General features: G+C 67.0%; 10 protein-coding genes and 1 tRNA gene. 4 read left to right on the plus strand and 7 right to left on the minus strand.

Features of this window, described 5'->3' with window-relative positions:
* The first annotated feature begins 23 nt into the window (after positions 1-23).
* The 3 genes from QE494_RS03565 to QE494_RS03575 all read left to right on the plus strand — a co-directional run bounded on the left by QE494_RS03565 (position 24) and on the right by QE494_RS03575 (position 5,903).
* Positions 24-1,673, plus strand: coding sequence for an AMP-binding protein (locus tag QE494_RS03565; protein WP_300041559.1), 1,650 nt, complete (start codon positions 24-26; stop codon positions 1,671-1,673).
* A 283-nt stretch (positions 1,674-1,956) separates the two neighbouring features.
* Entirely contained in the window at positions 1,957-3,180 is a 1,224-nt protein-coding gene (locus QE494_RS03570) for an ABC transporter substrate-binding protein (RefSeq protein WP_300041531.1), read from the plus strand.
* Positions 3,177-5,903, plus strand: coding sequence for a bifunctional diguanylate cyclase/phosphodiesterase (locus QE494_RS03575; RefSeq protein WP_300041532.1), 2,727 nt, complete (start codon positions 3,177-3,179; stop codon positions 5,901-5,903). Before QE494_RS03570 ends, QE494_RS03575 begins: the two co-directional genes overlap by 4 nt.
* Positions 5,904-5,964: 61 nt before the next feature.
* Here QE494_RS03575 and QE494_RS03580 read toward each other — a convergent pair whose 3' ends face one another.
* Entirely contained in the window at positions 5,965-6,777 is an 813-nt protein-coding gene (locus QE494_RS03580) for a dienelactone hydrolase family protein (protein WP_300041533.1), read from the minus strand.
* Positions 6,778-7,018: 241 nt separating this feature from the next.
* Here QE494_RS03580 and QE494_RS03585 point away from each other — a divergent pair.
* Positions 7,019-7,095 (plus strand) — tRNA-Arg (locus QE494_RS03585).
* Positions 7,096-7,154: 59 nt separating this feature from the next.
* On the opposite strand, the gene QE494_RS03590 is transcribed toward QE494_RS03585, so the two are convergent.
* The 6 genes from QE494_RS03590 to QE494_RS03615 all read right to left on the minus strand — a co-directional run bounded on the left by QE494_RS03590 (position 7,155) and on the right by QE494_RS03615 (position 12,633).
* Positions 7,155-8,723, minus strand: a complete 1,569-nt coding sequence (locus tag QE494_RS03590) for a cryptochrome/photolyase family protein (protein WP_300041534.1) — start codon at positions 8,721-8,723, stop codon at positions 7,155-7,157.
* Between the two features lie 8 nt (positions 8,724-8,731).
* On the minus strand, positions 8,732-9,184 hold the full coding sequence (locus QE494_RS03595) for a nuclear transport factor 2 family protein (RefSeq protein ID WP_300041535.1): 453 nt from the start codon (positions 9,182-9,184) through the stop codon (positions 8,732-8,734).
* Between the two features lie 4 nt (positions 9,185-9,188).
* Entirely contained in the window at positions 9,189-9,959 is a 771-nt protein-coding gene (locus QE494_RS03600) for an SDR family oxidoreductase (RefSeq protein ID WP_300041536.1), read from the minus strand.
* A 10-nt stretch (positions 9,960-9,969) separates the two neighbouring features.
* Positions 9,970-10,536: a DUF3833 domain-containing protein gene (locus tag QE494_RS03605; protein WP_300041537.1), complete on the minus strand. Its 567-nt coding sequence runs from the start codon at positions 10,534-10,536 to the stop codon at positions 9,970-9,972.
* A 32-nt stretch (positions 10,537-10,568) separates the two neighbouring features.
* Positions 10,569-11,219 (minus strand): chalcone isomerase family protein, encoded by a 651-nt coding sequence (locus tag QE494_RS03610; protein ID WP_300041538.1) that lies wholly within the window; start codon positions 11,217-11,219, stop codon positions 10,569-10,571.
* A 79-nt stretch (positions 11,220-11,298) separates the two neighbouring features.
* Positions 11,299-12,633 (minus strand): cyclopropane-fatty-acyl-phospholipid synthase family protein, encoded by a 1,335-nt coding sequence (locus QE494_RS03615; RefSeq protein ID WP_300041539.1) that lies wholly within the window; start codon positions 12,631-12,633, stop codon positions 11,299-11,301.
* Positions 12,634-12,644: the final 11 nt, after the last annotated feature.

The raw sequence follows: 12,644 nt of genomic DNA on the forward strand, positions 1-12,644 counted from the left end.
CCTTCTGGGCAGCCCGCGACACCCTGCTCGCGCACCGTGACGACCACGCCGCCGCCTGCGCGAATTTCCGCTGGCCACAGCTGACCGAGTTCAACTGGGCGCTGGACCACTTTGATGTGCTGGCGCGTGACAACGACCGCACCGCGCTGTGCATCGTCCAGGAGGACGGATCGCACGAGCGTCTGAGCTTTGTGCAGATGGCCGCGCGCTCCAACCAGGTGGCCAACTGGTTCAGGCAACTGGGGGTGCGGCGCGGCGACCGGGTGCTGCTGATGCTGGGCAACCAGCGCGAGCTGTGGGAGTCGATGCTGGCCCTGATGAAGCTGGGCGCGGTGATGATCCCCACCACCACGCTGCTGGACCAGGGCGACCTGCAGGACCGGTTGGACCGCGGCCATGTACGCCATGTGATTTGCGTGCCCGACGCGGTGGCCCGCCTCGAAAAAGCGCAGGGCACATTCACCCGGATCGTGGTGGGACAGGCCAGTGGCTGGCATTCCTTCGAGGAGGCCAGCGACGCATCGGCCGCGTTCGTACCAGACGGGCCAACGCCGGCAACCGACCCGCTGCTTCTGTACTTCACCTCTGGCACCACCTCCAAGCCCAAGCTCGTGTTGCACACGCAGGAAAGCTACCCGGTGGGCCACCTGTCGACCATGTACTGGATCGGCCTGCGGCCGGGGGATGTGCACCTGAACATCTCTTCCCCGGGCTGGGGCAAGCATGCCTGGAGCAGCTTCTTCGCGCCCTGGAATGCGGGCGCCACCATCTTCGTCTACAACTACGCCCGCTTCAAGGCGCCGGCGCTGCTCGATGTGCTGGTGCAGCATGGTGTCACGAGCTTGTGCGCGCCGCCCACGGTGTGGCGCATGCTGATTCAGGAGGACCTGGCCGCTTGGTCTGTCCAACTGCGCGAGCTATTGGGGGCGGGCGAGCCGCTCAACCCCGAGGTGATCGAGCAGGTCCGCAAGGCCTGGGGCGTGACCATTCGCGACGGCTTCGGCCAGACCGAAACAACTTGCCAAGTTGGCAACCCACCGGGTTTGCCGGTCAAGGCGGGCAGCATGGGCGTGCCGATGCCGGGCTACCCGATCGTGCTGCTGGGCGTCGAGGGCAAGCCCGCCGACGAGGGCGAGATCTGCATCGACCTGGCGCACAGGCCGGTGGGCCTGATGCAAAGCTACTTTGACGACGCCGACAAGACCGCTGAGGTGATGCGCGACGGCCACTACCACACCGGGGATGTGGCCTCACGCGACGCTCAGGGCTACATCACCTACGTCGGCCGGGCCGATGACGTGTTCAAGTCCTCGGACTATCGCCTCAGCCCCTTCGAGTTGGAGTCAGTGCTGATCGAGCACCCCGATGTGGCGGAGGCCGCGGTGATCCCCAGCCCCGACCCCCAGCGCCTGTCGGTGCCCAAGGCCTTCGTCGTGCTGCGCGCCGGTGTAGCCCCCGACCGCGCTGCTGCCCTGTCCATCCTGCGCTTCGCGCGCGAGCAGTTGGCGGCCTACAAGCGGATTCGTCGCGTTGAATTCGCTGAATTGCCCAAGACCATCTCCGGAAAGATCCAGCGTGCGCAGCTGCGCAAGTTGGAAAACGAGCGTCTGGCCGCACAGGGTCGGCACGGCGCCGACTTCTGGGAAGAGGATTTCCCCGAACTGGCGGGCTGACCTCTCAGACCCCCGCGCCTGTGAGGTCTGCCTTTGAACGCCGCTTTTGAACCCTGCCGGTTCCCGCGCGCCCAGGCCCATCAGAAGCCCTACATGGATTTGCTCATGCACATCACCCTGGAAAAGTGATGTCCCGGCGCCCACAAGCGGCGTTTCACCGTACGCTTGCTCGCTCATCGAGTGAGCCAAAGGAGAGGTAGCTTCAGTAACTCTCTCTACTCACCGTTAGAACTGTGCCTTGAGTCGGCCTTCTTGACGGATCATTTGGCCACTTGGGATCGATATGCACATCAACCTTCACCCGTCTTTAGCGTTCAGAAGGGTTGCACGCTTCGCCCGCCAGCGCATGGTGAGGCTGGCCTGGGCCCTCGGCGCAGCCCTCCCTGGCGCCGCTTTCTCCTCTGAGCCTGTGCTCATCGGCCTCGACGAGGCCTACTCCATTGCCACCAACACCGCGCCCAAAGCCATCGAGCGCGGCATCCGGGTGGCCATTGCCGAGATCAACGCCCGCGGCGGCGTACTCGGTGGTCGGCCATTGCAACTCGTGACCACCGACAACCAGGGCTTGGCCGCTCGCGGCAAGGACAACTTCATCGACCTGGCCGGCCGGCCCGGCATGACAGCGGTGTTCGGCGGCAAGTTCAGTCCGGTGACGGTGGAGTCGGTGCCCGAGGCCAACCGGCTCAAAGTACCCTTGGTGAGCGTGTGGGGCTCGGCCGACCAGATCACCGACGGCGACCCGGTCTTTCCCTTCGTGTTCCGCCTCTCGCTCAAGGACAGCTGGGGCGTCGAGGCTCTGGTGCAGCGGGCGCGGGATTCGCATCAGGCCTCGCGCCTTTGCATTTTGTTGCCCAACACCGCCTGGGGCCGCTCGGCCGATAAGGTGCTGGCCAGCCGGTCCCAAGCCATGCGGGTGACGCTGGCCTCGGTTCGCTGGTACAACTGGGGCGATTCGAATTTCGCTGAGCATGTCGCCGGTTGCCAGCAGGCCAGCGCCCAGGCGCTTGTCATGGTCGCCAACGAACGCGAGGGCGCGCTGGTGCTCGGCGAAATCGCCAAGCTGCCTGCCGCCCAGCGCCTGCCGGTGGTCGCCCACTGGGGCATCACCGGCGGCACCTTGCACACCCTGGTCGGCGACGCGCTTTCCAAGGTGGACATGCAAATCATCCAGACCTTCACTTTTATCGACAACCGCCGCCCGGCGGCGCAGCGCCTGGCCGCGGCGCTCATGAAAGAGGGGGGTCTGGCGTCGGTCAGAGAAATTGCCAGCCCGGTCGGGTCGGCCCATGCCTACGACATGACCCATTTGCTGGCACTGGCCATCAACAAGGCGGGCAGCACCCAGGGCGACGCCCTGCGCCAGGCCCTCGAGCGCCTGCCCGCCTTCGACGGCGCGGTACGGCGCTACGAGCCGGCCTTCACTCCCACCCGCCACGACGCGCTGACGTCGCGTGAGGTTCTGTTCGTGCGGATGGAGCAGGGCGGCGCCTTGGTGCCGGTCAAGTGACCCCAGCGGCGCCCCCCGCGCCTCCCCCGCCCGCGCTGCCGCCGGTGCGTGGCGGCGCGCGCCCGCCCTCGCTACGCCGGCGCATCACCCAGCAGCTGGTGGGCATCATGCGCACCTATGTCATCCTGACCACCCTGCTGGTCATGGTGATCATGCTGACGGCAGGCTGGTTCTACTGGCGCACCAACATCAACCACCAGCGGGATCTGGTGCTCACCAAGATCAGCACCGAGCTGGCCAACACCAGCGCCGAGATGCAGGCCTTGGCCACCGCGCCGGTGGTCTGGACCGGCCTGACCGATAGCTTCGGCCGCGAGACCTATCTGGAGCCTCTGCTGGCCCGGTTCAACCGAGGCGAGGAGCGCCGCCTCATCCTGCTCGACTACCGGGGCCGGCTGTTCATGGCGCCTGGGGGAGTCGATGCGCAGACGCTGGTGGACCTGCCCGAGGTCAAGTCTGCGGTACTCGAGGGCCGGGACGGTGCGGCGGTCCATAAGGACCCGGACGGGTCGACCCACCTGATGCTGGTTCGCCGGGTGGTTTCCCCCGTGGCCCAGGCGCCGGTGGGCTTCCTGGTGGTGTCCAAGGATGTCCGAGTCATGCTGCGCGACTTGCGGCTCGACCCGGACCTGCTCCTGTCGTTTTCACTCGGCAGTGGCGCTTACTTGCCCGAAGTGCGCCCGGCTGGACGCATGACCGCCGGCGGCGAGGGGCTGGTGGATGCCGCCGGGCTGAAGCTGCGACTGCGCGTCTGGATCGGCCAGGATATTTACCAGGCGCTGGGTCTTGTTCTCGGAACCATCGCCGCCATCGTCGCCTTGGGCTGGTGGTCGATCCGCAGTGTGGTCGCCTGGTCGCGGCGCTTCGCCGGCAGCACCACCCGCCGTTACGAGCAACTGCTGTTCGACTGCCAGCGCCTGCTGGCGGGCGAACCAGTGACCTCGATCGGGGTCCCAGAAGAAGGACTGCGGGACGAGTTGTCCGAGGTCACCGACGCCCTGACCGCGATGCTCGCCCAGCAAAAGGAGCTCAATGACGAGCTTCGCAAGACCTCGGTCGTGTTCTCGACCTCGGCAGAGGGCATCGTGGTGACCGACAACCAGGGCCGTATCGTCGATGTGAACCCCGCGCTCACCGCGATGACCGGCTACCTGCGCGGCGAGTTGATCGGGCGCCAGGCGGGCACGCTTTATCGCAGCGTGGGCCGCGACGACACCAGCCGGATCATGGCCCGCGCCCTTGAAGAGCAGGGCCGCTGGAGCGGTGAGACCAGCTTCCTGGCCCGCAATGGCCGGGTCATCCCGACCACGGTGTCTATTTCGCGCATTCGCGACGCCAGCGGCCAGAGCCAGGGCAATGTCACCGTCATCACCGACGTGAGCCGGCTCAAGGAGGCCGAGAACCAGCTGCGCGACCTGGCCTATCGGGACAGCCTCACCGGCCTGCCGAACTTCCGCCGCATGTCCGACGAGGTGCGCAGCTTGCTTGCCCGCGCAGAGGGCGGCAATCAGCGCTTCGCGGTCCTGTTCTTCGACATGGACCAGCTCAAGTTCGTCAACGACAACTACGGCCACGAAGTGGGCGACCTGGTGATCAAGAGCTTGGCCGCCCATCTGCGCAGCACCTTGCCACGCGGGCATCTGCTGTGCCGCCGCTCGGGTGACGAATTCATCGCGGTGGTTGATCTGCCAGGGCCGGAAAGCGCTGCTTACCTGGAGCGCACCCTGGAGCGGCTCAACCCGCTCAATGTTCCCCTGCCAACCGGCAAGGTCGCGGTGAGCGCCACGGTCGGCCTGAGCCGCTACCCGGAGGACGGCCAGGACTGGCAGAGCCTCATGATCTGCGCCGACGTGGCGATGAACGAGGCCAAGCAGCGCCAGCGCGGCACCGTCGCCTGGTTCGACGCCGCCCTCGGCCAGCGGGTCTACCGGCGCCGCCTGATCCAGGCGCGGCTTGCCCAGGCCATTCAGGAGCGCGCGATCGAGGTCCATTACCAGCCCGAGGTCGACCTGCGCAGCGGCGCGGTGATCGGCTTCGAGGCCCTGGCGCGCTGGAATGACCCGGAGCTGGGCGCTGTCTCGCCCGCGGAGTTTGTGCCCGTTGCCGAGGAGGCCTACCTGCTCGAGGCCCTCAGCCTGCTGGTGCTCGAGACAGTGCTGGGCGACAAGCCGCGTCTGCTGGCCCGGTTCCCGGCGGCCCGCGTCGCGCTCAATATCGCGCCGCAGGCGTTCTTGGACTCGCGCCTGCTCGACTACCTGCAGGGCCGCAGGCTTGCGCAACCGACGGTGATGGAGGGCCTGGAGATTGAGCTCACCGAGAGCCAGATCGCCTCCGGCGAGGCCTACTTGCTGGGGCAGTTGCAGGCCCTGACCGAGATGGGCCTTCATTTGGTGATCGATGATTTCGGCACCGGCTACTCCTCGCTGGGGCGGTTGACCCAGTTTCCGATCAGCCGCCTCAAGATCGACCGCTCTTTCGTGGCCGGGCTGAAGGAGGACCGTCAGGCCAAGATTGCCCGCTTGGTGATCAACCTCGCGCGTACGCTGGAATTCGAGGTGACCGCCGAGGGTGTGGAAACCGAGTCGCAGCGCGAGGCTCTGCTCGCCATGGGTTGCAGCCGGGCCCAGGGCTGGCTCTATGCCCGGGCCATGCCCTTGGCCCAGATCGAGGGCTTGCCCGATCGGCTTGTAGCCGTGGCCAGCCCGGCGCTCCCGGCTGGCTGACCCGGGGCATGCCCTTGGGGCATTGAGGCCTCAATGCCTCAATGCCTCAATGTCGCACGCCTCAGGCGATCGAGACCCCGTCTACCAAGTGCTGCTGCAGAAAACCCAAGGCCTGCGCCTGCACCCGCAGTGCCAGCGCGGCGTCGTAGCCCGTGTGCTGGGGCTGCATGAAGCCATAGCGCCCCGTATGCACCCGGATCTCGACCGCTCGCGCACGGGCAAGCTCTGACCGATGGGCCGCCTGAAAGGCCTCGATGCCGGCTGGCGCCATCCAGCGGGAGTCTGTGGGGAAATGTGCCAGCACCGGGCACAGGGGCTGGCGCTCTCGCTGCGCTGGGCTTTCCATGCCGCCGCCGTAGTGGCAGACCGCGGCGCTCAGGTAGCCCAATGAGCAGGCGGCCTCCCAGGCCAGCAGCCCTCCCCAGCAGTAGCCGACCACCCCAATCTGGGCGTAGGGCGCGAGCTTGCGGCCGTGGGCGATCGAGGCCTCGATGTCGAGCATGATCGCGGTGGAGGGCAGGGGCTCCATCGGACGAATCAGGCGCTGGCCCCATCGACCCTGCTCGAAGCGATAGCCGTAGTGGGTGCCGGAGCGCCCCCGGCTGAAGGTGGATGGCGCAATGGCCAGGTAACCCTGGGCGGCGAAGGCCTCGGCCATCTGCCGCACATGAGGATTGACGCCGGGTCGGGTGTCGGCCAAGGCCGGTGGCCGGTTCGCGGCGCCCTCCCAGCCGGGCATGCGCTGGTCCATGTGCTGCAGCACCACCAGCAGGGCGCGGGGCGCTGATGTGGGCCGAACCACATAGGAGCGGACGATGCCGCCGTCGCTGGCGGTGAGGTCAATGTAGTGGCCCAGGGGCGTGGCGTCTGGCATGCCGGTCTTGTTCTGCTGTTTCCTCGCGGGCGGCCATCAGAGAGAGGCGCAGGCCGATCCGCTTTTCAATTTCATTATCACGCTGAGCAGGATCACGGGATGATCGCCCACGCGGCGCCGTCGGGATTGCCGCGACGCGGTCGGCGGCCCTTCCCGGACTTTCCCGGACCCAGAGAGCCGCCCCCAGGCCGAGGCATTTCTGGGTTCGGCGCGTTTTTTTACTGTTATACTCGCCGGCTCAGCGGCTGTAGCTCAGTTGGATAGAGTACTTGGCTACGAACCAAGGGGTCGTGGGTTCGAATCCTGCCAGCCGCACCAACTTTTCGAAGTGAAAAGGACTTAGAGGTCAGCCTCTAGGTCCTTTTTTTTGGGCCAGTTCAGAGCACGTCGATCCGCGCGAGCGTCGCTTGCGCCTGTACCCGCAGGGCCTGAAGATCTTCCGGTGAAAAGCGTTCGAGCTGCCGGTACACCATGCCCAGGCGGTGGTTGCCCCCCAGGCGCTCGCGGTGGTGGTCGAAGAAATTCCAGTACAGGGCATTGAAGGGACAGGCGCGCTCGCCCACCCGGGCCTTCTTGTCGTAGGCGCAGCCCGCGCAGTGGTCGCCCATGCGGTCCAGGTAGGCGGCGCTGCTCACATAGGGCTTGGTGGCCAGGCGGCCACCATCGGCAAATTGACTCATGCCCAGGGTGTTGGGCGCTTCCACCCACTCGAAGGCGTCGATGTAGATGCCCAGGTACCAGCGGTGCAACGCCTCGGGGTGCAGGCCCGCCAGCAGCGCGAAGTTGCCGATCACCATGAGGCGCTGGATGTGGTGCGCGTAGGCCGTCTCCAAAGACTGGCCGATGGCGCGGGCCAGGCAGGCCATCTTCGTCTCCCCTGTCCAGAACCACGCCGGCAGCGGGCGCTCATGACCCAGCGCGTTGACCTCGGTGTAGCCCGGCATGTGGGCCCAGTAAAAGCCCCGCACATACTCGCGCCAGCCCAGGATCTGGCGGATGAAGCCTTCCACCGCGTGCAAGGGCGCGTCGCCGGCGCGCCAGGCCGCCTCTGCGCGGTCGATCACCTCGCGGGGCCGCAGCATTTTGGTGTTGAGGCCGAAGGACAAGAGTGAGTGAAAGAGAAAGTCGCTGCGGCTGGTGAGTGCGTCCTGGTAGTCACCGAAATACGGCAGGGCGTGGGCAATGAAGTGATCCAGCTGGGCCAGCGCCTCACTGCGATCGAGCGGCCAGCGAAAGGCCTGGGCCTGCGGCTCGCCCATGGTCTGCACGCCGGCGGCCTCGATGACTTGCCACAGCGCCGCGTGGTCGTGGGTGGGCCGGGTATCCACCGGCGCGGGCGGCTTTCCCTTCCAGGGTTTGCGGTTGTCGGCGTCGAAGTTCCACTGGCCGCCTTCGGGCTTGCCATCGGCGTCTAGCAGCACCCGGTGCTTGCGTCGCTGCTCCCGGTAGAAGCGCTCCATCAGCCACTGGCGGCTGTCGCCGAACAGGCGCTGGCAATCGTCCCGTGCGGTGAGAAAGTGCTCGGAGTCGACCGGCGTCACGGTCACTGCACGCTCGCGTGCCTGCGCAGCCCAATCCGTCAGGGCGCGGTCGAGCCGCCATTCGTCGGGCGCTTGGTACTGCACCTCCGAGGCACCGTAGTGCAGGGCGAGGGCATCGAGGTTGGCGGGGATGTCCTGCCGGTTGCTGGCGTCGTCAATCGCCACATGCCGCACTCGGTGGCCTGCTGCCTGAAGCTGGGTGGCGAAGGCGCGCATCGCCGCAAAAATGGCCAACACCTTCTGCGCGTGGTGGCGCACGTAGTCCGTTTCCGAACGGACCTCCATCAGCAGGTAGACGACGTCGGGGCGGACCTCGCGGAACCAGGAGTGCTGCGGGTCCAGCTGGTCGCCCAGGACGAGGCGCAGGACGGGGCCGGCTTCGCGATCCGGAAACGGTGACGTCACTGGCGACGTCACGTGTTGGCGCGGCGCTTGAGCCAACGCATCAGGCCACCGACCACGGGCAGCTTCTCGTACAGCTCCTCGGCCGCGTCCCAGTAGTCGCGGTGCAGGGTGACCCTTCCCTGCTCGTCGAACACGATGTGCGAGCTGCCCCGCACCCGCTGCTCGGTGCGGGTGTCAAAGCGGCGGAAGCGGAAGTGGAAGTCCCACAGCAGGAAGCACTGCTGGCCTTGATGCACCTGGCCGGTGACCACGAAGCGCGGCGCCTCCAGAGACACGTACATGTGCTGGAAGATGGCGTCGATGGCGGCCACGCCCTGCACCTCGTTGAAGGGGTCCTTGAAGCGGGCGCCCTCGGCATAGAAGTCCGGCAGGCGGGGCAGGTCGGCGGGCGTGAGTTGCTCGAAGTAGCGGACGAAGTCGCGCACTGCGGCGTCGAGATCAGGCGGGGTGGACGCGGCCATGCGTTCAAAGCCCGGTGCTGCGACGCACCGCTGCGAAGTAGAGGCGATAGGGCAAGAGCGCCAGCAGCTTCATTACCCGAGTGAACCGGCGCGGGAAGTGGATTTCGAACTGCCCCTGTCCCCAGCCCTTGATCATTTCCCGCGCGGCCTCGTCGGCGGTGATGAGGGCCGGCATGTGAAACTGGTTGCCGGCGGTCAGTGGCGTCTCGACAAATCCGGGGTTGACCAGGCTGATGCCCAGCCCCTTCGGTTGCAGGTCCAGGTAAAGCGTCTCGGCCAGGTTGATCAGGGCGGCCTTGGTCGGTCCGTAGGCCATGGCTTGGGGCAGGCCTCGGTAGCCGGCCACGCTACTCACCAGGCTGATATGCCCGTGGCCCTGGGCCAGCAGAGCCGGGGTGATGGCATGGAGCAGGTACAGCAGGCCCACGGTGTTGATCTCGTGGTGCCGCAGCAGGTCGTCGAGGTCGATGGCGGTGGCGCGCATCGCGTTGTAGTGGCCTGCGCAGTAGCACACCAGGTCGAGCGGGCCGCCTTCCAGGGCTTGCGCGGTGACCCGGGCCACGGCCGCGCGGTCGGTCACGTCCAGGGGCAGGGCCAAGCTGCCCGGGTGGGCACTGGCGAAGTCCTGCAACGGCCCGGCTCGCCGCGCCGACACCAGCACCTGCGCGCCCAAGGCATGCAGCTGCCGAGCCACGGCCAGCCCGATGCCGCTGGAGGCGCCGACCAGCCAGACCCGCTTGCCCTGCCAGTCGCCAATCTTGGGGTTGAGGCTCATGGTGCGGCGCTCAGGGCAGCTTCTGGAACGAGAGCGTGACCTCGCCCAGGCGGACACCGAATTTGCTCATGGTGGCCCGATTGAGCATCACCCGGTCGTCGACCAGAAACATCCAGTCGTCGAAACTCACCTCGTAGACCGAGCCGTCGACCGGCAGCTTCAGCACATAAGACCACTGGAACGCATTGCCCGCGGTTCGGCCGGTGGCCACGCCCACGACGTCGTCGGCGGTGCCGGTGTAGCGGCCGTCGGCTTCCTTGGTGAGTGTCCAGACCCGGCGCTGTTTGGTGCCGTCGGAATAGGTGAAGCGCTCGTCGAGCACGCCCTTGCTGCCCTCCCAGCGGCAGTCCATCTCGACGGTGAAGCGCTTGACCACCAGGCCGCTGCGGTCCTGGAAGATGCCGTGGGCGATGACCTTGCCATTGAAGTAGGTCGCCAGGTCCAGGGCGGGGCGCTCGGCGCTGTATTGCTCAACGCGTGGGCTGGCGCAGCCAGCCAAGGTGAGGGCGCCAAGGCCCAGGGCCAGTGCGGCCAGCAGCCGGCAGGCGCGGCCAAGCAGAAGGTGGGCGAGGGTCATGAGTGGCTCCGGTGAACGGGGGAAGGGATGGGTTAGAGGCTGCCGCTGGTGGCGAGCCCGAGCAGGGACAGTCGAAGGCCCGGCTGCGAAGTGCTTGGCGACAGCCAGATGCCTAAAAAGCGTCGGCCGAACTCGGGATCGGCGATTTCGCCCAGCGGCCGGCCGTCAATCCAGAAGCTGACGCCCTGGCCCGGCTGGTGCAAGCCAGTGACCCGTTCGCCACTTCGCACATCGGGAAACACCCGCCGCATGGCCGCGAGCCAACGCTGGGCCTGAGCTTCAGACAAGGACCCTGCGCGCCGCATTTCGTCCAGCGAGCGCTGGGCGATGGAGTCACCCTCGAAATCGCGCAGATAGGTCAGTTCGAGCACCACCGGATGGTCCAGAGCCTGGTCGGCCCGGAAGCTTGACGATGTCCACAAACGCGCCTGGTAAATACCCAGGCCAAAAAAGCGCAGCTTCCCCTCCCCGCGCAGCCGGCTGCCCGGAAGCTGAGGGTGTGCGGTGCTTCGCGCGACCGCCTCGGCGGCGCCTCGTTCGCGTTGGCTTTGCGCTTCAGGCAGGGTCTCGGTGGATGCAGCGGCGGGCTGACAAAGCGCCAGAGCCAGGGCCATCACCACCGGCATAGCCCCCCACAGGCGGACCATCGTGCTGGCCAGCACACCGGAATTCGCACCGTACATTGCACCCACCAACACGCCGCCCAACGCGGGCGTTCGTGCGCGCGACACGCCCGCCGATGCAGTCCGGTGCGGCCGGGCGTCAGCGGACCAGGGTGTACTGGACGACATCGATATCCCCCGCGGCAAAGCCGGCTTCACAGTAGGCGAGATAGAACTCCCACAGACGCAGGAAGCGTGCGTCGAAGCCCTGCGCCAGCACCTCATCCTGGCGTGTCAGGCAGGTCTCGCGCCATTGGCGGCAGGTCTCGGCGTAGTCCTGGCCAAAGGCAAACTCTTCCACCATGCGCAGGCCAGCAGCTTGCGCCTCACGTCGGAATTCGCTGGGGCAGGGTAGACAGCCGCCAGGAAAAACGTACTGCTGGATGAAGTCGGTCGACCGGATATAGCGCTCAAACAGCGCGTCCCGGATCACGATGGTCTGGATACAGGCGCGACCGCCGGGTTTGAGCAAACGCGCGATGCTCTGGAAGTAGGTGGGCCAGTACTCGCGGCCGACGGCCTCGAGCATTTCGATCGAGCAGACGGCGTCATAGGGGCCGTCTGCGATGTCCCGGTAATCCTGCAGCCGCAGGTCGGCGCGCTCGCCTAGGCCCTGGTCCTGCAGGCGCTTTTGCGCCCAGGCCAGTTGTTCGGTGGACAGGGTGACGCCGGTGACCCGGGCGCCAAATTCCTTCGTCGCTTTTTCGGCCAATGCGCCCCAGCCGCAGCCGATCTCGAGCATCCGGTCGCCCGGCTGAACGCCGACCATGCGCAGCGCGCGGCGCACCTTGGCGTGCTGGGCCTCGTCCAGTGATTGCGTCGGCTCGCCCTGCGCATTGCGCTCGAACAGGGCCGACGAGTAGTTCATCGTCGGGTCCAGCCACAGCCGGTAGAAGTCGTTGCCCAGGTCATAGTGGGCATGGATGTTCTTGCGGCTGTTCCCTTTGGTGTTGCGGTGAAGCAGGTGGCGCAGGCGGTACACCAGGCGGCCGATCCAGGAGCCGTGGATGGCAGCATCCAGCGCCTGCCGGTTGGCGAGCATCAGGCGCAAGAGGCCGGCGAGGTCCGTGGTGTGCCAGTCTCCGGCGAGGTAGCTTTCGGCAAAGCCGATGTCGCCCGAGCGCAGCGCCGCGGCGCAGGGGTTCCAGTTGAGGAGCTTGACCTGGACTTCGGGCCCCTGGCCATCGCCAAGCGCGCGCACCGAGCCGTCGGGCAGTTCCACCACCAGAGTGCCGTGGCGCAGGCCTTGCAGCAGCCGGAAGAGGGCGCGCGCCGCAGCCGGCGCGCCCTGGGGCAGCCCGAGCACCAGGGGCGCGCCGCCACTTGCCGCGGTGGCAGCGACGCTGGCTGCGCCCGCCTCGGCACCCTGTTCGTGGCCAGGCCGGGCACCCGCGGCCGCGCGGGTCGTTGGTGAACGGGACGTCAAGATATTCATGCGGCGTGGTT

Source organism: Ramlibacter sp., assembly GCF_029866045.1.
Taxonomy (GTDB): domain Bacteria; phylum Pseudomonadota; class Gammaproteobacteria; order Burkholderiales; family Burkholderiaceae_C; genus Ramlibacter.